This window comes from Peribacillus sp. 05N428 (assembly GCF_056397085.1).
In genome coordinates, this window is record NZ_JBFTMS010000025.1 from 16616 (window position 1) to 40910 (window position 24295).

The 24295-nt window shown below is 42.1% G+C and carries 22 protein-coding genes; 17 read left to right on the forward strand and 5 right to left on the reverse strand.

Annotated elements, in window-relative coordinates; translation table 11 throughout:
* The first annotated feature begins 227 nt into the window (after window positions 1-227).
* From AC1DIV_RS20285 to AC1DIV_RS20340, 12 genes are all read left to right on the forward strand, one after another.
* Complete coding sequence (locus tag AC1DIV_RS20285) at window positions 228-1397, forward strand: ATP-grasp domain-containing protein (RefSeq protein ID WP_477577289.1); 1170 nt, start codon at window positions 228-230, stop codon at window positions 1395-1397.
* A 13-nt stretch (window positions 1398-1410) separates the two neighbouring features.
* Window positions 1411-3105, forward strand: coding sequence for a methyl-accepting chemotaxis protein (locus tag AC1DIV_RS20290; protein ID WP_477577290.1), 1695 nt, complete (start codon window positions 1411-1413; stop codon window positions 3103-3105).
* Between the two features lie 579 nt (window positions 3106-3684).
* Window positions 3685-3885, forward strand: coding sequence for a cold-shock protein (locus tag AC1DIV_RS20295; protein WP_034304915.1), 201 nt, complete (start codon window positions 3685-3687; stop codon window positions 3883-3885).
* 476 nt (window positions 3886-4361) lie between these two features.
* Window positions 4362-4733 (forward strand): ArsR/SmtB family transcription factor, encoded by a 372-nt coding sequence (locus AC1DIV_RS20300; RefSeq protein WP_048685756.1) that lies wholly within the window; start codon window positions 4362-4364, stop codon window positions 4731-4733.
* Window positions 4726-6849, forward strand: coding sequence for a heavy metal translocating P-type ATPase (locus AC1DIV_RS20305; RefSeq protein WP_477577292.1), 2124 nt, complete (start codon window positions 4726-4728; stop codon window positions 6847-6849). The genes AC1DIV_RS20300 and AC1DIV_RS20305 overlap by 8 nt, the downstream gene beginning before the upstream one ends.
* Window positions 6850-7117: 268 nt before the next feature.
* On the forward strand, window positions 7118-8383 hold the full coding sequence (hflX, locus tag AC1DIV_RS20310; protein ID WP_340878299.1) for a GTPase HflX: 1266 nt from the start codon (window positions 7118-7120) through the stop codon (window positions 8381-8383).
* Window positions 8384-9096: 713 nt separating this feature from the next.
* Window positions 9097-10455 carry an NAD(P)-dependent oxidoreductase gene (locus AC1DIV_RS20315; protein ID WP_404826769.1) on the forward strand — a complete coding sequence of 453 codons (1359 nt, stop codon included), beginning with the start codon at window positions 9097-9099 and terminating at the stop codon, window positions 10453-10455.
* Window positions 10456-10482: 27 nt separating this feature from the next.
* Window positions 10483-11769, forward strand: a complete 1287-nt coding sequence (gene preA / locus AC1DIV_RS20320) for an NAD-dependent dihydropyrimidine dehydrogenase subunit PreA (protein WP_034304903.1) — start codon at window positions 10483-10485, stop codon at window positions 11767-11769.
* Between the two features lie 14 nt (window positions 11770-11783).
* Window positions 11784-13202, forward strand: coding sequence for a dihydropyrimidinase (hydA, locus tag AC1DIV_RS20325; RefSeq protein ID WP_477577293.1), 1419 nt, complete (start codon window positions 11784-11786; stop codon window positions 13200-13202).
* 41 nt (window positions 13203-13243) lie between these two features.
* Complete coding sequence (locus AC1DIV_RS20330) at window positions 13244-14728, forward strand: NCS1 family transporter (RefSeq protein WP_477577294.1); 1485 nt, start codon at window positions 13244-13246, stop codon at window positions 14726-14728.
* Window positions 14729-14742: 14 nt separating this feature from the next.
* Window positions 14743-14961, forward strand: a complete 219-nt coding sequence (locus tag AC1DIV_RS20335) for a hypothetical protein (RefSeq protein ID WP_034304894.1) — start codon at window positions 14743-14745, stop codon at window positions 14959-14961.
* Between the two features lie 157 nt (window positions 14962-15118).
* Window positions 15119-16753, forward strand: coding sequence for a PucR family transcriptional regulator (locus tag AC1DIV_RS20340; protein ID WP_251543045.1), 1635 nt, complete (start codon window positions 15119-15121; stop codon window positions 16751-16753).
* Between the two features lie 128 nt (window positions 16754-16881).
* Here the strand turns inward: AC1DIV_RS20340 and yhfH (AC1DIV_RS20345) are convergent, their stop codons facing one another.
* Genes yhfH (AC1DIV_RS20345) through AC1DIV_RS20365 form a run of 5 tightly spaced genes read right to left on the reverse strand, consistent with a single transcriptional unit; the run spans window position 16882 to window position 17701 of the window.
* Window positions 16882-17022 (reverse strand): protein YhfH, encoded by a 141-nt coding sequence (yhfH, locus tag AC1DIV_RS20345; RefSeq protein ID WP_072274044.1) that lies wholly within the window; start codon window positions 17020-17022, stop codon window positions 16882-16884.
* Between the two features lie 28 nt (window positions 17023-17050).
* Window positions 17051-17188: a protein YhfH gene (gene yhfH / locus AC1DIV_RS20350; RefSeq protein WP_072274043.1), complete on the reverse strand. Its 138-nt coding sequence runs from the start codon at window positions 17186-17188 to the stop codon at window positions 17051-17053.
* 29 nt (window positions 17189-17217) lie between these two features.
* Window positions 17218-17355 (reverse strand): protein YhfH, encoded by a 138-nt coding sequence (gene yhfH / locus AC1DIV_RS20355; protein WP_082196596.1) that lies wholly within the window; start codon window positions 17353-17355, stop codon window positions 17218-17220.
* A 30-nt stretch (window positions 17356-17385) separates the two neighbouring features.
* Window positions 17386-17523, reverse strand: a complete 138-nt coding sequence (gene yhfH / locus AC1DIV_RS20360) for a protein YhfH (RefSeq protein ID WP_082162914.1) — start codon at window positions 17521-17523, stop codon at window positions 17386-17388.
* Window positions 17524-17566: 43 nt separating this feature from the next.
* Window positions 17567-17701 (reverse strand): hypothetical protein, encoded by a 135-nt coding sequence (locus tag AC1DIV_RS20365; RefSeq protein ID WP_260088880.1) that lies wholly within the window; start codon window positions 17699-17701, stop codon window positions 17567-17569.
* A 481-nt stretch (window positions 17702-18182) separates the two neighbouring features.
* Here AC1DIV_RS20365 and AC1DIV_RS20370 point away from each other — a divergent pair, with 481 nt between their 5' ends.
* The 5 genes from AC1DIV_RS20370 (at window position 18183) to AC1DIV_RS20390 (ending at window position 24252) form a co-directional block, all read left to right on the forward strand.
* Window positions 18183-19073: a diacylglycerol/lipid kinase family protein gene (locus AC1DIV_RS20370; RefSeq protein WP_340878304.1), complete on the forward strand. Its 891-nt coding sequence runs from the start codon at window positions 18183-18185 to the stop codon at window positions 19071-19073.
* Between the two features lie 234 nt (window positions 19074-19307).
* On the forward strand, window positions 19308-21341 hold the full coding sequence (locus AC1DIV_RS20375; RefSeq protein WP_323599464.1) for a Na+/H+ antiporter: 2034 nt from the start codon (window positions 19308-19310) through the stop codon (window positions 21339-21341).
* Between the two features lie 120 nt (window positions 21342-21461).
* Entirely contained in the window at window positions 21462-21974 is a 513-nt protein-coding gene (locus AC1DIV_RS20380; RefSeq protein WP_251543052.1) for a GNAT family N-acetyltransferase, read from the forward strand.
* A 179-nt stretch (window positions 21975-22153) separates the two neighbouring features.
* A complete protein-coding gene (locus tag AC1DIV_RS20385) occupies window positions 22154-23539 on the forward strand; it encodes a protoporphyrinogen oxidase (protein ID WP_340878305.1) in 1386 nt (461 codons plus the stop codon).
* A gap of 170 nt (window positions 23540-23709) precedes the next feature.
* Window positions 23710-24252: a helix-turn-helix domain-containing protein gene (locus AC1DIV_RS20390; RefSeq protein WP_034304877.1), complete on the forward strand. Its 543-nt coding sequence runs from the start codon at window positions 23710-23712 to the stop codon at window positions 24250-24252.
* Window positions 24253-24295 lie beyond the last annotated feature (43 nt).

A 24295-nucleotide genomic window follows, 5' to 3' on the forward strand; every position in this document is an offset into this window, starting at 1 on the left:
GTGTCGGCTTTTTTTTCATGAAGATACAAGGGAATTAAATATTCGATGGTTAACAGTAAGGAATATGTGTAAGGATCTCAAGTCTATGACTGATAGGTAAAAAGATATAGTGATATCTTGATTTTTAATTCATTTTTAATAATAAATACCTATATAAGCTAAAAAATTACCCGTTTTAACCGATTAAATATGGAGATACAAAAAACAGTATAAGTTAGGTGGAAAAAATGATTATTTTGAATGAGTCGATTGTGTCGCCAATTCTTCTAAAGGTGTTAGAGGAACAGCAAATTCCAGTATTGGAACAAGGTCAATGGGAAGACACATTAACATCAGAAAAGCTAAACATTCAAAAGGATACAGAATTTTTCAAGTCCATGGAAAAGGACAAAAGAATTCTTACAAACTCTGAAAATGGCATAACACTATTAGGGCATTTTCAACCGGATAGCAATGAATACATTTGGTCAAAGTTATTGAAGGATAAGAGTCAGGTGCGAAATTTGACGAAATCTTTATATCCTGATTTCTATTTCCAAGATATCGATTTATCCATGATAAGTGAGCTGGATATAAATCAAATACCGTTTCCGGTAGTTATCAAACCCAATATTGGCTATTCCAGTGTAGGTGTGCACAAAGTCAAGAATGAACAGGATTGGGATATAGCCGTGAACCAGCTTAAAGCGGATTTACTTCATTCGGATGGATTATATGATTCAGAAGTGGTCGGTTCCCAGACCGTTTTAATAGAAGAGTGGATTCAGGGTGAAGAGTATGCCATTGATGGTTATTACAATCAAGATGGTGAACCGGTCATTTTGAATGTCTTCAAACGATTATTCAAGGATGATTACGATACTTCCGATCGAATTTATTATACTTCGAAGTTGGCCATTGATGAAATCTATCATGATGCACTGAAGTTCATGAAGAATATCCAAACGGTCCTTCCGCTTAGGAATTATCCTGTACACTTTGAAATCCGCAAAAAGGGAAACCGGGTGATACCCATCGAAATCAATCCCCTGCGTTTTGCTGGGGCGGGTACAACAGATCTAGGTTACCATGCCTATGGAATGAATATGTATGAACACTATTTTTCAGGAACGAAACCCGATTGGAATCGGATATTGGAAGAGATGGACGATCGAATATATAGCTTTTTCTTTGCAGAGGTTCCGCTTGAAATAAATCCGGAAGATGTTGCACGTATTGATCATGATGGACTTCGTCATGAATTCGAACATGTTTTGGAATATAGGCAGCTTCCTTTTCAAAATGATCGGAGCATGGCTATCATCTTTTATAGAAGTGAGGATTTGAATGAAAATCTCCAATTGCTTCATTTGGATTTAATACCATATTTGACTATAAAACACCTGGTTTTCAACTAAGGGGGGCATCGAAATGAGATTTTCAAAGCTGAATCCTAAAAAATCTCTATTGGCAAAACTATTCTTGTTTTATATTATTCCTTTCGTGATTTTCGCAGGGGCCATGGGCCTTTGCTTTTCCTATATTACTAATAAAATGATCAATGAGAATGTCCTTCCGCAATTCGATGATCGCCTTTCTGAAAATGCCCACAGTTTAGCAGCGAGCCTCAATCCCACTTTGATAAACAAGGCTTCCGAACGGGGCGAAGAGATTAAGCGGAAACTGGATGCCTTTGTTAAAGATAAAAAGGGAATTGAATATGTTTATGTTTTGAAGCGGGAGAATGATGCCGACATGATTGTAGCCTTGAGCGGCAGCGATGACTATATGGTGGAATCCCCCTTCACACCGGAACAGGCAAAATCGATAAATGGAAGCGAAGACGTCTTGAGTGAAATATATAAAGATAAGTGGGGAACACATAAGTCGTACTTTACGCCAATCGAAGGAACGGACGCGATTGTCGGAATCGATATGGATGCAAGCTTCATTGATGAATTGAAAAGCACAATGATATTCTATAATATCTTATTTCTTGCAAGTGCCGTTATATTGGGTGTGCTATGCGCCGTTGTCATCGGGAAAAAGATCTCGGGACCCGTCAATGAACTTGTTGGTTACACGAATGAAATGGCAAAAGGGGACTTAAGTAAATCGATTCCCGTTGGCAGAGAGGATGAGATTGGCGATCTGTCAAATGGATTTGAAGATATGAGATTAAGTTTGTCCCATATTATCCAGAATGTCCGTGAACACGCCCAAACGATGAATCAAACGACAGTTTCCATTCAGCAATCCTTTGAAGAGATGGTGGAATCCTATGGCCATATAGTGACGGGGACAACGGAAGAAGCAAAGGCTTCAGAAGAACGTGCCCATCATATTGACCGGATTTCCAATATGATCAGTGACTTAACGGATACGATCCGTTTAATGAACGAGCAAACGAATGAAATGAATGAATTTACGATGCATGCAAATACACTTGCTGAACAAGGGAGTAAACAAGTGCAGGATGTAACGAGCCAGATGGATAAAATCATGGAAAACGGCCAAGCGAATAAAGCCAATTTGGTGAGCCTGGAAGAGGATGTAGTGAAGATAAATGAAGTGATTGGCCTAATAAGGGTGATTGCTTCCCAAACGAACCTGCTGTCCTTGAATGCGTCCATAGAAGCGGCACGGGCGGGTGATGCTGGCAGAGGTTTTGCCGTAGTCGCTCAAGAGGTGCAAAAATTGGCTGTGCAAACCGATGAATCCATCGATATCATTTCAGAATCGATTATGCGGATTAATGAACAAACAGCCAAAGTCATCCAAAATAATGATGAGAGTTTTCAGGATATACTAAATGGTGTTTCCTTAGTGGAAAACAATGGCGAGATTTTCAATAAGATATTCGAATCCGTAGAGAGATTGCTGAAAGGCACAGAACAATTGGCCGCCCATTCGAAAAAAATCAATGAGTCTTCGGATGAAAGCCTGGCATCCATACAGGAAATTGCAGCGATTTCCGAAGAAGGAGTCGCAACAACGGAGCAAATCTCGGCAGCTGCCATTCAACAAAGTACCATAATGGCTGGATTGAAGGAACAAAATGAAGATTTAGCAAAAGAATCGGCGATTTTAGAAGGAATGGTAGAAAAGTTCATTACGGAAAAATAAATATTTGAAGTAAACATCTACAAAAACCTTTCTTAATTTTGTTTACGGGAGGTTTTTGGAGATAAAATGGGTTCTATCTGAGTTTTTAAACATAGCTGATTGGAACGGAAGGTACGAGACTCCTGCGGGAAAGCGGGTCCAAGGGAGACCACACAGGCGCTAAGCGCGCCGAGGGCGGACCGCCCGCGGAAAGCGAGTGCCTGGAGAGGAAATCAACGTTCCGTTTTACACTCCTTCAAAAAAATGTGACAATCATAAATAATATCGAGTTTATCTACAGTTTGAAACCTCTTTAAACGAGAGGTTTTTGTTTGGAGTAATGCATGTAAGAGTTCCTGTGTAATAGATAGAGTCACTTTCGTTGCTGCTTATTTTTTAATCGAATTGAGAGAGTATTAAAAATTGCTGGAAAAAAGTTTCCCCAAACTATTTGCAATCGCTACCATTTAATGTTATGCTTAGTCTTAATTATTTTTGTTCGGTACTAAGGATACTAAAAGTACTACTTTTCGTTTTCGATGATGACTTAGAGCAAGGATAGTAATACATTGTGCTTAGATGCACTAGGAGGCAACAACAATGGAACAAGGTAAAGTAAAATGGTTTAACGCAGAAAAAGGTTTTGGATTCATCGAACGCGAAAACGGAGACGACGTATTCGTACATTTCTCAGCTATCCAAAGCGAAGGTTTCAAATCTTTAGACGAAGGCCAAGAAGTTACTTTTGAAGTAGAACAAGGTCAACGCGGACCTCAAGCTTCTAACGTTCAAAAAGCATAATTTCAATAACAAAAAAGACGGATCCTTTTTAAAGGGTCCGTCTTTTTTGTTTTGTGAAAATACATAACAAAAAACCCTGCTAAACGATAAGCAGGGTAAATGGTACAAGTAAAGTAAAACGCTTAAAAAGGTTTGACTAAGTATATCATAGTTTTTCTAAAAAATACTAAATTAAATATATTATACGTATCAAGGTAACGATAGGTAATTACTGAAATCATTGATTGAAGGGGCGTAAAGGAATTTATGTCCCTTCTTTTTTTCGCCTGAAGATCAGGGAAGAGGGCAGCATGACCTTTTTGTTAGCAAAAAGGGAAACAAAAAAACGATAGCCCACATATAAAAACATATGGGCACTTTCATTCATTTCTTTGGGAAGTGGAAAAGATTCTTATACATTCAAATATGGATTTGAATATTCAGGGAATTATGTTATATTATAATCAAACGAAGATTTGAATGAGAGGTGTGAGAAGATGACGGAACTGAAAGATATATGTGATGTTCACCTGCATGATGAAGTGAAGGTCAATCGCATTCAAGAGGAAATGGGCCAGGTGGATATATCCAGCATGTCGAAGCTGTTTAAGGTTATAGGCGATGAAAATAGGGCGAAGATAGCTTATGCGCTCTGTACGGACGAGGAATTGTGTGTGTGCGATCTGGCCAATATCATTGGTGCTTCGATGGCGACGACGTCACATCATCTTCGTACCCTTTATAAACATGCAATCGTAAAATATCGAAAAGAAGGTAAGTTGGCTTTTTATTCTTTGGATGATCACCATATTAAGCAATTGATTCTCATTGCATTAGAACATCAGCAGGAGGTAAGGGCCGATGGCTGAGTCCCCAATGAAAACATATCGTATCCAGGGTCTATCCTGCACGAATTGTGCGGCTAAATTCGAGAACAATGTCCGTGAACTAGAGGGTGTAAAGGATGCCAAAATCAACTTTGGCGCCTCGAAGATATCGGTACAGGGCAGCGCGACCATTGAACAGATTGAAAAGGCGGGAGCTTTCGATAACCTGAAGATCCGCGGTGAACAGGAACAGGCAACTCAAAAGGAACCATTTTGGAAGCAAAAAGAAAATATTAAAGTGGTGATTTCGGTTATCTTATTGCTGGTCAGCTGGATATTGGATAATCGATATGCTGATGGAAGCATCATGCCGGTAATCGGTTATGCGGCTGCAATCATAGTTGGAGGATATTCATTATTTGTCAGTGGTTTGAAAAACCTTGTAAGGCTTCGCTTTGATATGCACACCCTTATGACGGTTGCCATTTTCGGGGCGGCCGTGCTTGGTGAATGGGGCGAGGGCGCGACCGTCGTCATTCTATTTGCGATAAGTGAAGCATTGGAAAAATATTCGATGGATAAGGCACGTAATTCCATCGAATCATTAATGAACATCGCACCTAAAGAAGCTTTGATCCGCAGAGGGCATCATGAAATGATGGTTGCTGTTGATGAGATTGAAGTGGGCGACATCATGATCGTTAAACCTGGTCAAAAGCTTGCAATGGATGGCCGGATCATGAAGGGCGCCTCGACACTTAATCAAGCAGCCATTACTGGTGAATCCGAGCCGGTTTTTAAAACGGTTGAGGGTGAAGTATTTGCCGGAACCCTAAATGGTGAAGGGCTGCTCGAAGTGGAGGTCACGAAGCGGGTCGAGGATACGACGATTGCAAAAATCATCCACCTTGTTGAAGAAGCACAGGCCGAAAAGGCTCCTTCCCAAGCCTTCGTGGATAAATTCGCAAAATTTTATACGCCGGCCATCATGCTCATTGCCCTGGCCATTGCGGTATTACCCCCGATCGTGATGAACGGGGATTGGAGTGAATGGATTTATCGGGGATTGGCTGTACTGGTTGTCGGCTGTCCTTGTGCTTTGGTCATTTCTACGCCCATCGCCATCGTGACAGCAATCGGAAATGCTGCGAAACATGGTGTGCTGATTAAAGGCGGGGTCCATTTGGAGGAAGCGGGAGCCTTAAAGGCAATCGCGTTTGATAAAACGGGTACTTTAACAAAGGGCGTACCTGAGGTGACCGATTTCAAAATGTTATCTGATGTGTTGAATGAACAGGACGTGCTGGCTATCGCCGCTGCTTTAGAAAGCAGATCACAGCATCCCCTTGCTACGGCCATTCTTCAAAAGGCGGAAACCTCCGATGTGGACTATCATTCTTTATTGGTGGAGGATTTTACTGCGATCACGGGTAAAGGGATAAAGGGGAAAATCAATCAAGAAATCTATTACATTGGTAAACCCCACCTTTTTGTGGAAGAGGCAGGTTTCGTTTTCTCTGATGATGTGCTTAAATTAATCAGTGGCTATCAAAATACAGGGAAAACGGTGATGGTGCTTGGCGATCAAGTGAAGCTCCTGGCACTCATCGCGGTGTCTGATGAAATAAGGGAAAGCAGTAAGGAAGCCATTCGGAAACTGCATGCTTTGGGCATTGAAAAAACGATCATGCTGACTGGCGATAATATCGGAACGGCAAAAGCGATTGGAGCGGCAGCTGGCGTTCATGAGATTGAGGCGGAGCTATTGCCGCAGGATAAATTGACCATCATCAAACGATGGAAACAAAAATACGATCGAGTGGCCATGGTAGGCGATGGTGTCAATGATGCTCCGGCCTTGGCAGCTTCCACGGTAGGAATCGCAATGGGAGGGGCGGGCACGGATACAGCACTTGAAACAGCCGATATTGCCTTAATGGGTGATGACTTATCGAAGCTGCCTTATACAATCCGCTTAAGCCGCAAAACATTAAAAATCATTAAGCAGAACATCACGTTTTCATTGGTGATTAAAGTCCTGGCCTTATTATTGATAGCGCCGGGCTGGTTAACACTTTGGATGGCGATTTTTGCCGACATGGGTGCGACGCTATTAGTTACATTGAACAGTCTTAGGTTATTGAGAATAAAAGAATAGAATAATATGGGCTCCCAGGTGCATCTTAAGGTGCACCAGGGAGCTTTTATTTTGAGCTTTCCAATTGTTTCATGTGAAACTTTGAAAAAAATAGTCGGTCGTCATATTTTTTATTGAAAGTAAAAGGAAGTCCAATAAAAACGCTTTGCTAAGGGCAGCAACCGTTATGCAAGCGATGCCTGGTATGCAATGTGGCTCGCTTTTAGGCAGCATGACAGTTTGTTTAAGTATAATATAGGGAGTAAGGTATGTACGGAAGGGATTTGAAATGATGGAATTACAGCAGAGGGCAATCTTGGTTGGAGTCAATCTCAACGGTTCAAAGGATTTTGAGTATTCGATGGAGGAATTGGCCAATTTAACGGAAGCATGTGAGGTAGAGGTTGCAGGGACCATCACACAAAATTTGCATCGGGTGAACTCATCACATTTTATCGGTACCGGGAAGATCGAGGAAGTGAAAAATCTCGTTGAGCATAAAGAAGCTAATGTCGTCATTTTTAATGACCAGCTCTCCCCTTCGCAACTTCGTAATCTGGAGAGGGACATGGATTGCAAGGTGATTGACCGGACAATCTTGATTCTGGATATTTTTGCGCATCGGGCGAAAACGAAGGAAGCACAGCTTCAGGTAGAAGTGGCAAAGCTGCAGTATATGCTCCCGCGTCTCGTTGGTTTAAGGGAGTCACTAGGGCGTCAGAGCGGCGGGGTTGGTACAAACAAAGGAGCAGGTGAAAAGCAGTTAGAGCTTGACCGCAGGAGGATCGAGGAAAATATAAGTGTTTTGAATAAAGAACTGGAAGACCTTGTTGCACACAGGCAAACGCAGAGGAAACAGCGGAAAAAGAATGCCATCCCTGTCGTATCCTTAGTCGGTTATACCAATGCAGGTAAATCTTCGATCATGAATGCACTGATTGAGATGTTCCATCCAACTGCAGAGAAGCAGGTGTTGGAGAAGGATATGCTGTTCGCTACGCTTGAGACGTCCGTCCGAAACATTCCGCTGCCGGATAAAAAGGAATTCTTATTGACGGATACGGTGGGATTTGTGTCTAAATTGCCGCATCATCTAGTGAAGGCATTCCGATCCACATTGGAAGAAGTGGTAGAAGCGGATCTGTTGATCCATGTTGTCGATTTTTCCAATCCTAATCATGAGCAGCAAATAGAGATAACGGAAAAGACTTTAAACGATATAGGCATTAAAGGGATTCCGACGATCTTTGCGTATAATAAATCGGACCTTACCGATTTGGTTATCCCTCAGGTGAATCGTGGCTCTGTATATATGTCAGCAAAAAACAAAGTTGGCATCGAGGAATTGATAAATCAAATTCGCAAGCGTATTTTTGTCGACTATACTCACTGTGAAATGCTGATTCCATTTGATCAAGGGCAGCTGGTTTCTTATTTCAATGAAAATGGCCACATAACGGAAACTGAATATGAGGCACTCGGATATCGAATAAAGCTTGAGTGCAAGAAAACCGATTATGAGAAATATAAACGATACGTTATACATCCGGAATGAGCCTGCCTGTTGATAAATTGTTAATGGGTTGTTGATAAGTGGAAAAGTCGATTCGTTAATGTGGATAACTTTTGGTGAAGTGCCTCTGTTCTGCAAAAACAAAGAGAATAACGCCATATAATATGTGAATAAGTTGTGGATAAAAGTGAAAAGACCCAGGAAACCAAGAATTTTCGTTTCTGGGCTTTTTTTTATGTGGACAAAGTGTTGATAAGCAGGTAATCGGAACAAATCAGCCAAAAATATCAGTAAGTATGATGAAAAGTAAGTTTGGATGTAGAAAAATGACGAGGTTTATCACTTATTGTTAGGAAATATAACATGAATATTACATATTGCAAATTTAGTGCCTGGAAATACTTTACACTTTGTATAATGTAACTTGCTTTTCAACATTATAGAATAAAGAATACTCAATTCTCTGATTTATCAGCAGGATTTGAGTTTTTAAGATTAGTAGGGGGGGCTTTTTGTGTTTGAAGGAAACAGGGACCGGGGCGTGGCCAGTGAGAGAATGAGAGAGAAAATAATAAACAAAATGAGAGGTTTTTGGCTGGGAAATCGCCATGACTTGTTAGGTGATTAAATTGATGGAAACCATGTTGGCAATGCTTTCAATCGTTTAAATATGAGGACAGTAGAGAGAATGCACGCAATTCCTCCCTTTTTATTTTTCAAAAATAAATGTTTGGAAGGAGAAATAGTGGATGAGTATGACGAGCCCGTTAAAAGGTGGTCTAGAGATTAACTTTCAGGAAGCGGAGAGGGGATTATCCCCAAGGGAAGCTTTGGAAGAATCAAATCGATGTTTATACTGCTATGATGCCCCATGTATCCAAGCCTGTCCGACAGGAATAGATATTCCCGGTTTTATCAAGAAGATAGCATCAGGTAATTTTAAAGGATCGGCCAAGACAATCATGACGGCAAATCCTGTCGGTGCCAGCTGTGCGCGGGTATGTCCGACTGAAGAGTTATGTGAGGGGGCATGTGTCCTGAACCATTCTACAAAGCCGATCATGATCGGCAATCTCCAGCGTTATTCCACAGATTGGGCCATCCAAAATAAACAAGCCCTATTCAAGGCCGGGAAGAAGAATGGCAAAAAAGTTGCCATTGTAGGAAGCGGTCCGGCGGGTTTGTCTGCAGCAAGGGAGCTAGCCTTGCTTGGCTACAGTGTAACCATTTTCGAAGCTGAAAAGAATCCAGGCGGATTAAATACTTACGGAATTGTATCGTTCCGTTTACCTCAGAGCATTTCTTATTGGGAAGTCGAACAAGTAAAGAGTTTGGATGTTGATATTAAAACGAATACACGGGTCGGGGTGGATGTTTCCGCAAATCAGCTGACTGCCGACCATGATGCGGTCATTTTAGCGATAGGCATGTCCGATGTTCCTAAGCTTGGGATTGAAGGGGAGGATTTAGCTGAAGTTTATGATGCAATCGATTTCGTAAAGGCAACGAAAACAGGGACAATCACTGATAAATTCATTGGGAAGAAGATGGCGGTGATTGGGGCTGGAAACACGGCGATCGATGCCGCGACCTGTTCTATTCGCCTGGGCGCCGAACAGGTGAGCATTATTTATCGTCGTACCCAAAAGGAAATGACTGCCTATGATTTTGAATATGAGTTTGCCAAACAAGAAGGTGTCGGTTTTCACTGGCTGACTGCCCCCTCCAGGATCCTATCGGATGAAAGCGGTCAGGTAACGGGTATCGAGTGCGTAAAAATGGTGCTTAGCGAGGCAGGTGAAGATGGCCGGCGCCGTCCAGTCCAAATTACCGGATCAGAGTTCGTCATTCCGGTCGATGGCGTCATTCGTGCCATAGGCCAATCAAGGTATGTAGGATTGATTGAACAGTTCGGCATCCAACATGATGATGGCGTCGTAACATTGGAGGGTGATTCCTACAGGACATCGAATGAAAAGATATTTGCGTGCGGTGACGTGATCTTCGGAAAAGGCCAAGGTGAGGCAATGGTTGTTTCAGCTGCCCAACAAGGGAAAAAGACAGCCTATGAAATTGACTCGATTTTGATGGGCGAAGCGGTGGATATTGCTTAAATAACTATGAAAAATAGGAGGCTTATCATGGCTGATTTATCAATTGATCTTGCAGGTATTAAATCTCCCAATCCTTTTTGGCTTGCTTCAGCACCACCTACTAATTCGGGTTATCAAGTTCAGCGTGCATTTGAAGCTGGCTGGGGAGGAGCTGTTTGGAAGACATTGGGTGACCCCATCCTGAATGTCTCATCACGTTTTGCAGCGGTCAGTTTTAATGGACAAAGAGTTGCCGGGTTCAACAATATAGAATTGATAACGGACCGTCCGCTGGAAGTGAATCTGAAGGAAATATATGAAACGAAGAAGAGGTTCCCTGATCATGCAATCATTGCATCGGTGATGGTGGAGCCACAACAGGAAAAGTGGCATGAGATCATCAAGCGCATAGAAGATGTAGGGGTCGATGGTTACGAGTTGAACTTTGGCTGCCCGCACGGTATGGCAGAGCGTGGGATGGGAGCTGCTTCGGGACAGGTTCCAGAACTGGTTGAAAAGCAAACATACTGGGCGAAGGAAGCTGCATCCAAACCAGTCATCGTCAAGCTTACACCCAATATAACCGACATTACGGTTACGGCCGAAGCGGCGGTGCGCGGCGGTGCGGATGCAATAAGCATGATCAATACGATCAACAGCTTGGCAGGAGTGGATATCCATTCATGGAATACGATTCCCCATGTAGGCGGCAAGGGTGCTCACGGAGGGTATTGCGGTCCCGCTGTGAAGCCGATTGCTTTGAATATGGTGGCAGAGTGTGCAAGGAATAAAATGATCAATGTTCCCATTTCGGGAATTGGCGGCATTTCAAATTGGCAGGATACGGTGGAATTTTTGCTGATGGGTTCGACTGGAGTGCAAATTTGCACGGCTGCCATGCATCACGGTTTTAGAATAGTTGAAGACTTGATCGATGGACTGTCCAATTATCTTGATGAAAAAGGGATATCCTCCGTGATGGATATTGTCGGTAAGTCCGTACCGCGCTATTCCGACTGGGGGAACTTAGATCTTAATTATAAGGTCGTTGCGCGCATTAATAATGATGTGTGCATTAACTGCAATAAATGCCATATAGCGTGTGAAGATACATCTCATCAATGTATAGATATGTTAAAGGACACGTCAGGCAGCTCATTCTTGAGAGTGCGCGAAGAGGATTGCGTAGGCTGTAATCTTTGCTCGATCGTCTGTCCGGCAGATGGGGCGATCGATATGATCGAATTGACAAATGAATTACCGCCAATGACGTGGAATGAACGCCAATCGTTCCTTGGGGGCATAAGCAGTGAAAGTGTTGATTTCGTAAAATGATGGAGGGGTCGAATATGAAGAAAATCATTAAAAATGGAACGATTGCAACGGCTGCAGATACGTATCAAGCGGATATATTGATTGAAAATGAGAAGATTGCAATGATTGGCAAGGACCTGTCGGCTGAGGGGGCTGAAATCATTGATGCAAAAGGCGCTTATATTTTTCCGGGGGGCATTGATCCGCATACCCATCTCGATATGCCGTTTGGCGGGACAACGACAAAGGATGATTATGAAACAGGTACAATCGCTGCTGCTTATGGCGGCACGACAACGATCATCGATTTTTGCCTGACCGAAAAAGGGGTGCCTTTAAAGAAAGCAATTGAAACATGGCATGAAAAGGCCAATGAAAAAGCGGCCATAGATTATGGTTTTCATTTAATGATCAGTGAGATTAATGATGAAGTATTGGCTGAGTTGCCAAGTATCATCGATAATGAAGGGATTTCGTCCTTTAAAGTGTTCATGGCTTACAAGAATGTTTTTCAAGCGGATGATGCCACGCTATACCGCACTTTGTTGCATGCAAAGGAACTTGGCGCACTTGTCATGGTTCATGCTGAGAATGGTGATGTCATCGATTATCTTACAAAGCAGGCGCTTGCCGAAGGGAACACCGATCCAATTTACCATGCATTAACAAGGCCTCCGGAGCTTGAAGGGGAAGCAACTGGACGTGCAGCTAAACTGACGGAAATGGCAAATGGCCAGCTCTATGTCGTTCATGTCACCTGTGAAGATGCGGTTGAAAAGATCACTGAGGCAAGGAATAAAGGGGTGGATATTTGGGGTGAGACTTGTCCGCAATATTTGGTTCTTGACCAGTCTTATCTTGAAAAGCCCCATTTTGAAGGATCTAAGTATGTATGGTCCCCGCCGTTAAGGGAGAAGAAAAACCAGGAAGTGCTATGGAATGCTTTGAAAATGGGGCAGCTGCAAACGATTGGCTCCGATCAATGCTCTTTTGATTTTAAGGGACAGAAGGAACTTGGACGTGAAGATTTCACGAAAATACCGAACGGCGGCCCAACGATCGAGGACCGCATGAGTATCCTCTTTTCTGAAGGGGTCATGAAAGAGCGCATTACTTTGAATCAATTCGTCGACATGACCTCTACGCGTGCTGCCAAACTATTTGGGTTATTCCCTAAGAAAGGGACGATTGCCGTAGGATCGGATGCTGATATTGTCATTTTTGACTCGAAAGTTGAAAGAGCCATTTCTGCAGATACTCATCACATGGCGGTGGATTATAATGCGTTTGAGGGTATGGAAATTACGGGTGAGCCGGTTTCCGTTTTATCGAGAGGTCAATTCGTCATTAAAGACAAACAATTTGTAGGCGAAGCTGGAAAAGGACAATTCTTGAAACGGGCAAAATATAATTCGGCGCTGAAGCCGGATACCGGGAAAAAGCTTACAGTCTAACTTCGGTAAGGAATCTTGCAAATTAAATTAGGGGGATTTTTATGAGTGAGAAAAAAGATTATTTAAAGTCTCCCGATTTGCTGCCTATACCTCATAGTGAGAAAAACATAAGTGCAGCCGGATTTGGTTTCATTTGGGTGGGCATGGCTGTAGTATTGGCTGCCTTCGCGATCGGTGGGAACGGTGTTCAAAGTTTATCCTTAGGCTGGGTCGTTCTTGCAACGGTCATTGCCTGTGTGGTTCTCGGCTTTTTGATGACAATGACAGGGGATATTGGTATTGAACATGGAATATCATTTCCAGTCTATATGAGGGCGCCGTTCGGTACGATTGGCACCCACATCCCTTCGGTTGTACGCGGTTTTGTAGCGTCATGCTGGTTCGGCCTCAATACTTACTTTGGAGCCACTGCAATGAACGCTATCTTTACAACTCTTTTTGACTTTGATAATTGGTTTATCTACTTCCTCATTTTTGCCGTTTTACAATTAGTCAACACGGCAATGGGAATAAAGTCGATTGAACGATTCGCCGACTTGGCGGCGCCCGTCATCATTCTAATTTCTGGATGGATGTATTTCACCCTATCCGATCAGGCTGTGGCCCAAGGAAGGGAGGTATGGTCCTGGATTGAAAGTCCGGTCACTGGCGGGGCCGCCGCAACGGCTTTCATGGTCGTCATTATGGCAAATATGGGATTTTGGGGCACATTGACTGCAGATATGCCGACGCTTTCCCGCTATATAAAGGCACCAAAAAATGAAAAAAATTGGTTCAAGCGCAATAAGGGGCAAATAATTGGGAATATTATCACCTATCCCATCACCCAGACGTTCATGGTGATTATCGGAGCGGTTTCTTATATGGCTGTTTCCAATTATGACCCTGTAGTTGCCATACAGGGATCAGCAAATGGAATTGCTCTCGGCGTCCTTTTGATCATGATCGTATTTGCTCAATGGTCGACGAATACTACGGCCAATGTCATTCCCGCAGCTACCATTTTCTCCAATGTCATGGGTCCTAAAATGCCATTTTGGGCGGGAGTCGTTGTAGCGGGGGTTATTGGGATAGTAGTTCAGCCATGGAGCCTGTTCGGCATCATCATAGAAGTTTTATTAATAATAGGTGGAATCCTGGCATCGATTGTCGGCATCTTGGTAGCGGATTACTATTTCCTTCGTAAACGGAGAGTGAATGTAGAAGAACTCTATGAAAGTGAAGGCCAGTATAAGTACTTGAATGGAGTGAATTGGGCAGGAATCATTTCTTGGGTGATTGGAGGAATCGGTGCCACGATTTTTTCAAATTATTCGTTTATTATCGGTTTTCTTCTCGGCGGTGCTAGTTATTTTATATTAGCTAAGTATTGGTGGTTCAAGCGATATGAACAAGCTGAAATCATCGATCCGAGCGATGAGAAATATTTAGGCATTTCAGTTGGAAGGGATTGGATAATTGGGGAAGGTCCAGAACTTGAGGAAGAGTTGGTTTTTACGGCTTCGACCGGCAAGGAGAACGTTTGAAAGGGGGAATGGAAATGTCCGAATATCAAGAGTATCGCTTAGAAAGGGAACAAATCGATTTTTTGCTTGAAAGAGGATATCGAATCACCCGAGTTTCCGAAAGTTTAAGTGGAGCCTTTCTCGATTTTGAACTGATTGAAGGAACGAAGCAGGAATGGAAGCAATTGAACATCAAAACCCCGGAAGGAAGGAAATACTTCTCTACATTGCTTTTCAAAAAAAAATTGAATTGAAATAGTTGCGGACCGGGCCTATTCCTCACGAATGGGTCCTTTTTGTTCGAGTTTTTTGTAGAATTTTGACGTTAGATTTTCTGACAAGTGTCTGGAGATTTAAGGGTTGTCCGTTTATAATAGATTTTAAAGCAGTTTTATAAAAGGATGTGGCTGGATGAATACATCGATTACAATCGAGGAAATTCTAACACGCAAGCATTTTAATCTGACGGATATAATTGCAGGCAGCAGTGGGATAAAGCGTCAAGTGAAGTGGGTCCACTGCATGGAAGTCACCCAAATCAGCCATTTGTTAAATGGAAACGAACTGATACTGACTACCGGTTTAGGGTGGAAAGACTGCGATGACACATTTCTATCCTGCTTAAGACAATTAATAGAATGCGATGCAGCTGGACTCTGTATAGAGATTGGCGCCAACACCATGGCAGTGCCGCAATGTGCCATCGATCTCGCTAATGAACGGCAATTCCCTATCATCCTATTTCATGAAGAAGTCCCTTTCGTGGAAATCACGCAGGATATACATTCCCTTATCATCAATAAACAATATCAGATGATCTCCAACTTAGAAAACTACTCACAGCAGTTAAATAAAAATCTCCTCGAAATTGACCATTATGAACCAATTCTAAAATTTCTCCACAGCTATTTAAATGTACAGGTTATTCTTATCTTTAATGAAAATGATATAGCCAGCATTCCAAAAATAAAGAAAAAAACAACCTATCAAATGGTAGCGGACATATATGAAGAGAAGCGGAAATTGGATAAAACCGTTCTTGGACAGCCGATTCAAGTGCTTGGTGAAAATTATGCTGAACTGCTCATTTGCAGCAACGGCAGGGAGTTGACTGATTTTGATTCATTGATCTTGGATCGAACGGCTACCGCATTGGCACAGCATCTATTAAGGGAGTTATATATAGAAGAAAAGAAAATGTCGGAAGAAAGTATATGGCTTACAAATTGGATCGAAGGTGAATATAGTGACGAAGCAATCCGGGAAAGGCTTTCCTATATTGATCCGAAAATGCAGTTGGATGGCGGAATTGTTTGCATTTGCAAACAACACCCAAAGTATAATAAAAATTCTGCAAAATTAGATGGAACCTATTTTAAGATAATGTTTAGAACTGTTTTTGAACAGTACGGCTTTCAGATATTTTCCATGGAAATACATCAGCATCTTGTTTTTATTTTAGGTGATAACCGTTCATCCGAAGATTGGAAATCAAGGGTTACAAGCGCGGTGGATCGAATCATGAAAATGGATGTAAGCGGGCGTAATCGTATGGGGCTGCTTTCCATTGGTTTTGGTAAGCATGTTCAAAGGTTAAGTGAGATTTATAAAAGTTATGAAACGGCCCGTGAGACGTTGCTGCTTCAGGATACATTACCAGAGGATAACAGGAGCTTCTTTTATCAGGACTTACATATGCATCGCATGATTTCACTCATAAATAAACATGGCAATCTGGAGGAAACGGTATATGAATATTTAGGTCCTGTCATTGAATACGACAAGCAAAACAATGGAGAGCTAATGCCTACCCTGAAGACATACCTTGCCTGTAACGGTTCTAAACAGGAGACATCAAAACAATTATTCATTGTCCGGCAAACGTTATATCATAGGCTTGAAAAATTGGAGAAACTGCTAGGTTCTGATTTTATGCGTTCCGATAAGCGTCTGGGCCTTGAATTCATGATTTTTGCATTGGACTTCTTACAATACAGCAGCAGGAAGATCAGCGGGAAGTATGTAGATAAATATATTGGGAGATGAAAAGATAGTAAGACTGAAGGGTGTCCAGGGGACATCCTTTTTTTGTATTCAAGGAAAGGGAGGCAGATAACAAGGTTAATGCTGACATCAAAATGGCCTATATAGCTCCTTGATGTCAGCATCTTTTATTAATATTCATCTTTTTTGGAAAGGCAGCGGTCACATTCCAAGAGGTAGGATTCAGCTTGTTCAATGATATGGGTCCCGCATTCCGTACATTGTTTAGGCGGCAGTGTCCTGAAGAATTCCAATGGGTTTTTGGTTTGCATGATGATTCCTCCTTATGATTTGGTTTAATCAGTCTTCGTGTTTGGAAAGGCAGCGGTCACATTCCAGGAGATAGGATTCAGCTTGTTCAATGATATGGGTCCCGCATTCCGTACATTGTTTAGGCGGCAGTGTCCTGAAGAATTCCAGTGGATTTTTGGTTTGCATGATGATTCCTCCTTATGATTTGGTTTTAATCAGTCTTCGCGTTTGGAAAGGCAGTGGTCACATTCCATCAAGTAAGATTCAGCTTGTTCAGTGATATGGGTTCCGCACTCCGTACATTGTTTAGGTGGCAGTGTCCTGAAGAATTCCAGTGGATTTATAGTTTGCATGATGGTTCCTCCTTTTTGATTTTGGTTTAATCAGTCTTCGCGTCTGGAAAGGCAGCGGTCACATTCCATTAAGTAGGATTCAGCATGCTCGATAATATGGTCACCGCACTCAGGGCAATGTTTAGCAGGGATATTGTTAAAAAACTCAATGGATTTTTTCATTTGCATGATGATTTCCTCCTTTTAATGTTAGATATATTTTCCGGTCGCTTTATTCTTCACGTTTGGAAAGGCAGCGATCGCATTCCATCAGATAGGAATTTGAATGGTCCACCTGTGTTTCACCACATTCCGGGCAATGTTTAAATGAATCGATTATGAGTAAATCTGATTGATTTGCTTGCATGTCTCGCTCCCCCCCTCTTTATAGTACAGTTTTTGCTGTTTGCTTGTTGTTATAATACAGTATATACCCGAATCTGAAAAATGTATAGGTATTTTACAGAAAATTTGAAATTTTTTTCACCCATAGTGTGAAAACCCTATTGGAAAGGGATTTATCATCTGTATATTTTTTTATTTTTCTCCACGGCAAGTAGGAAATGAAAGAAATAATGCTTTTTATAAAACGAAAAAACAATCAGGGACTGAAACGGACAAACAATTTTCAATGTGTTGAGTGGGGCATTAATATAACAGATGGGAAACAGGAAGTTGAGTGATTATTGAATGCCTGTTTCACAGTCGATGTAACATAAAAGAGCTTGTTCTAAAGTGTCAGCCAAATCCAAACGGCAGCGATTATATGTAAGTTCCTGTCAGTATGGTTTTAATACTTCAGTAAAGAGGTAACTTGCTAGTAGAAGTACAATAATGGGAGGTAGCATATGTCGAAAGCGATGATTATCGTCAATCCATCTTCAGGCAAGGAAAAGGCAGGGAAGATTTTGCCGAAAGCGGAAAAGGCACTAGGGCAACTTTTTGATGAGGTATGCGTTCGTAAAACGGAAGGAGAGGGGGATGCGACGGGTTTTGCAAAGGAGGCCTGTGCAGATAGATTCGATGCTGTCATTTCCATGGGTGGTGATGGAACGGTGAACGAGATAGTGAATGGCTTGGGCGAACAGCAGCATCGGCCTATCTTCGGGATCATTCCACTAGGAACCATCAATGATTTCGCCAGGTCTTTGGGAATACCACTGAATCCCAATGCAGCCATCGAGATATTGAAGGATATGCATATTAAGGAATCGGACATAGGGAAGATCAATGACCGTTACTTCATGAATGTGTTGGCGGTAGGGGCAATCGCGGAGGCCACCTATAATGTTACCGTTGAACAAAAAACCCGTCTTGGGTCTTTTGCCTATTTCATTGAAGGAGCAAAAGCGATCATTAAAAAGACTCCGTTTCCTTTAACGGTTGAACATGATCACGGGAAGTGGATGGGGGAGGCTCATTTACTAATTGCAACCATGACTAACTCTGTCGGCGGTTTTGAACAACTTGCACCAGAGGCGGAAGTGAATGATGGAAAGCTGCACACATTCATCATTAAGGATTTATCTCTTCCTCTCATCGTCAAGATCATTCCCAGTTTGATCAGGGGGGAGATCATGGGGAATGACGAAGTTGAATATATTAAAACATCCAAGCTCCATTTAACCACGTCAGAGGAACTTGCAGTCAATATCGATGGCGATGAAGGCATTCTTCTACCTTGCCAGGCAACTGTACTGCATAAACATCTTCGTCTATTCGTCCCGGGAACTAAATGAGTCGTTTAGTTCCCATTTCTTTCAACATGTGGGGAAAGCTGATCATGGTTTAGCCAATCAGCTTTTATCTTTGCGGGTGTTCATCGTACACAACGTAAGCTCCTTCGCTTTTGATAAAAGGTATCATTATTCAGAGGGATTCCAGGTTAGAATAGTTAATGCATGATTGACTGGGTATAAATATGTTACGCTTATAGTTATGATTATAGATGAGAGAGGAAGTTAGATGTTTGTATGGAGTTTTTTCTTGTTATATTAGCGCTTCTTATATTGATTGGAGTGTCTAATGTAATTAACCATTTTATACCCTTTATACCTGTACCATTAATACAAATAGCACTCGGTGTCATATTGGCACTTTTACCCCTGGGTATGCATGTTGAGATGGAGACGGAATTATTTTTGCTATTATTCATCGCACCCCTATTGTTCAATGATGGCAAAAATGTACCCCGAACAGCACTGTGGAAGTTGAGAGCACCCATTCTGATGCTTGCACTGGGCCTCGTATTCATAACGGTTTGGGCAGGCGGATATTTAATTAATTGGATGATCCCTTCGATCCCATTGCCGGCAGCGTTCGCTTTGGCGGCCATTTTGTCACCTACGGATGTAGTGGCAGTAAGCGCTTTGGCGAGTCGGGTCAAATTGCCGAAGAGCATCATGCACCTTCTCGAAGGCGAAGGGCTGATGAATGATGCCTCAGGTTTAGTTGCCTTTAAGTTTGCCGTTGCAGCTACAGTCACAGGTGTTTTCTCCTTAGTCGACGCAACCTTCAGTTTCATATGGATTGCAATTGGTGGGTTTGTAGGTGGAGCGGTACTAGCTTTCATCATTATCAGGCTTCGCGTATTCCTTCGCCGTTTAGGGATGGAAGATGTCACGATGCATATGCTTATCCAAATCCTGACTCCTTTTATTATTTTCCTCGCTGTGGAACATTTCCACCTTTCTGGGATTTTGGCAGTCGTGGCTGGGGGAATTGTCCATGCCATTGAACGAGATCGGGAAATTTCACCAACAGTGGAACTTCAAGTCGTTTCAAAGAGTACCTGGTCCGTCATTTTATATGTATTGAATGGTCTTGTATTCGTTTTGCTTGGCTTGCAAATCCCAAGCGTTGCGAAAACGATCTTTCAAGATCCAGCCTTTAATAATGGACAAGTGATCCTTTATATCGTGATCATTACACTTTTCCTTTTCGCTTTACGATTCATTTGGCTTACGGCTGCCTGGTCGATTGGCTGGATGACGAAAAAAGCTGGAGCCCAAAAACCGGACTTCAAAGCGGCCGGGATCATTACCATTTCCGGTGTTCGCGGAGCTGTAACGTTAGCGGGTTCGTTCTCGATTCCATATGTGTTGGCAGATGGAAGTCCTTTTCCTGAGCGTTCGTTAATCATTTTCATTGCAGCAGGTGTCATATTGCTGACACTGATTGTTGCGAGTGTATTTCTGCCAATCGTGGCACGATCGGAAGAAGAGGAAGTGGTGGATAAGCAGGCTGACAAAACGAAAGCTGCTGCCATCCAATCACATCAAGCCGCTATTCGGGTGATTGAGTCCCAAATGACAGATGAAAACCGGGAAGCGGCTTTGTCGATCATTTCCAGGTATTGTACCAAGATCAATGAACTGTCCTATGTAGAACAGGAGAAAGAACCGGCTGCATTAAGGGAAGAAGAGAAGGATCTTCGCTTCAAGGCCCTTGAAGCAGAGCAAAGATTCCTGGATAAACTTATTAAGGATGAAAAAGTGGACCGGGAGACGGCGTATATATGCAAGGAATATATCCAGCGTATGGAAGGTGCCGTAACAAATCGACTGAAGTTCCGTTTTTTTAGGTCAGTAACGCTGTTCAGGAGAAGTATGCTGAGGGTTTTAAAATTATTTTTCCCTAATAAAAGTGAAATAAGAAAAATCAATCTTAAGAGATTGGAAAAGGTCAGGGATCTTAAAATCAGGATGTATAAAGCCGCCATCCAAGAGATACAGGCCGGAATTACAGCCGATAATCATAAGACATCCTCGATGATCATAGACGAGTATAAAGTGTTAATTTTAAAATGCAAGCGTGAGAACAGAGGACGTACCCCGAGTAAAATGGCCGAGTATGAAAGAGAGCTGTTCTATAAAGCGATCCAGGCAGAACGGGACGAAGTGCAGGATATGTTTGAAAAACGACAAATCTCCCGTGATGTTGCCAACATACTCCGCCAGCAAATAAATTTACGAGAAGCACTGACTATCAATGAAAATACACATTGATTATACAGAAGGAGCACTGTCGATATATTCGACAGTGCTCCTTCCGGTTTGGGAAGGGAATATCCGACGGGGCATCGAATCATTATTGTATCCAATAATTGATGAAAGAGAGTGTGCTTAATGGAAAAGGAAATCGAGACCATAACTTTAATGCCTTATTTACCGGAACACCTTAACCAGCTTTCCCAGTTTTATTTACCGAATACACAAACCCCTTTTTCAGCTCTGCCGGATGAGTCACTGAAATATTGCCGGGAAGATTGCGACAGGCACCCTGTCGTAATATTGGCTAAGGGTATCCCAGTTGGCTTTTTCGTTTTACACATTGGCGAAAACATCACCCCTTTCACCAGCGATAAAAAAGCGATATTGCTCCGGGGATTCCTTGTTGATCAAAAACATCAGGGAAAAGGGATTGGAAAGAAAGCCTTGCAAAGCCTTCCGGAATTCGCAAAAGGGATTTTTCCAAACAAGGATTCGATCATTCTGGCAGTGGACGTCATGAACGTGAACGCAAAAACGCTTTATGCGAAATCGGGGTTTCAGGATACAGGCATTCAGAAGGAAGGCAGAAGCGGGTTGATGGAGATAATGGAATATAGATTGGATATGGTGAACAAGGATATCGAATAAGGGGAGGAATAACAAATAAAATTGGCTAATGGACTTTTCCAAAAGGGGAGGTCTTTTTTGTCCAATTTGTTACAGGTTTCGTTATGTATCCGATGATTTTAGAAGGGCTGCTTTTAATAATGCTGCTGCCTTATGGTACACTTTACTTATTGCAAAATCTTAATCGAGGTGTAGTCCTAATGAAAACAGTCGTAGTCGTAGGTGGAGGCATTACCGGTTTATCAACCATGTATTATTTACAAAAGGCAGTTAAAGCGAGGAGTCTCTCCGTACGATTAATATTAATAGAAGGAAATGAGGAACTAGGCGGTAAAATAAGGACTGTGCACGATGGTCCTTTTAAAATTGAAGCGGGGGCCGATTCGATCGTTGCCCGGAAACAGAATATACAGCCATTTCTTAAAGAATTGAACCTGGAGGATCAAGTCGTCTATAATACGACGGGAAAATCATTCATCCATACTGATGGGATGCTGAAGGGAATCCCCGAAGATGCCCTATTCGGAATACCAATGAGCCTGGAGTCACTGGCCAAAAGTGATCTGGTTTCCGCCCAAGGGAAGGTCGACGCCTTAAAGGATTTCTACACAAAAAATGAGACATTTACGAAGAATGACTCCATCGGTTTATTTCTTGAAAGTTTCTTAGGCAAGGAATTGGTGCAAAAGCAGATATCGCCAGTCCTATCAGGTGTTTACTCAGGAAAATTAAATGAATTGACCATTGCCAAAACACTGCCGGAGATGCTGGATTATAAAAATGAATATGGCAGTATAATACGAGGCCTATCGGAAAATAAGCAGAAATACAAAAGCAAGGGGAATAAGAAGTTCCTTTCGTTTAAAAATGGCTTATCAACACTGGTGGAAAGAATAGAGGAAAGCCTCGATATGGTCGAGATATTAAAAGGGGTCAGTGTAGATGAAATCGGAAGAAATGATGAGGCGTACATCGTTTCATTGGCAAACGGTGAAACGCTGGAAACGGACTTTATCGTATTGAGTACACCGCATACAATTGCCCAGAAATTATTGGGGGATCGGGAGTTGGATGAGGATTTCGACGGCTTGATCAATAGTTCGATGATTAGCGTTTATCTTGGATTCGATATCCCGGACAGCATGCTTCCAAAAGACGGGACAGGTTTCATTGCAGGTGATAATAGTGATTTGATCTGCAATGCATGTACCTGGACAAGCCGGAAATGGGAGCATACTTCTGAAAACAGTCAGCTTTTGGTAAGGCTTTTTTATAAAAGCTCAAGTCCGGAATATGAAAGATTACGGTCCCTTACAAACCAGGAATTGATCTCTGTGGCTTTACACGACATTAAGAACAGTCTAAGCATTTCTGGGAATCCAATTACGAGTGAAGTGACGAAATGGCATGAAAATATGCCGAACTACCATATTAAACATCCTCAAATCGTTCAATCCCTGGAGGCGAAAATCTCCGAGAATTATCCGAATGTTTTACTTGCGGGCTGTTCATACAATGGTGTCGGAATCCCGGACTGTATTGCTGATGGGGAAAAGAAAGCGCAAGAGATATGTCTGAAGTTGTAAAAGGGGGACTGCCAGACGGCAGTCCTTTTTTTAATGAATGCCGGAAATTCCGTTTGAAGTTTCCGGCATTTCCTGTATAATGATATTCGTAAAATTAAACTGAAAGTTTACTTATATAAAACTTTATCTACTGTGTGTTTACTATAAGTAAACCGATTGAGGGTTATGGAATGCAAATTGGAAAAAAAATAAAGAACCTTCGCTTGAAAAAAGGATTGACCCAGGAAGAATTGGGCGAAAGAACGGATTTAAGCAAAGGATATATCTCACAGTTGGAAAGGGATCTTAGTTCCCCTTCGATTGAAACTCTTTTCAATATTTTAGAAGTACTCGGCTGCAAGCCTAAACAGTTCTTCGATGATGAGGATCAAGTCCAAAAAGTAGTGTATGAAGAAGAAGCACAAACATTTTTCATCGATGAAGAACGGGGATACCAAATTCAGTGGCTCGTGCCTGAATCGAATGAAAAGGAAATGGAACCTATTCGCCTGACTCTCCAGGAAAAAGGGGAGTTCAAACAATTTGAACCATCCTTGTCGGAAACATTCGGTTATGTATTAAGCGGAAGAGTCATTGTAAAGCTGGGTACACATACGTATTTCGTCAAGGCAGGGGAATCGATTTATTTTCATGCTTCAGATGAACATCAAATCATCAATGATTTTGAAGGTCCGTCCGAGTTATTACTCGTGGTGACGGAATCATACTTATAGAATTCAAAAAAATGCAATCGTTGAAGATTGATGAGTAAGGGAA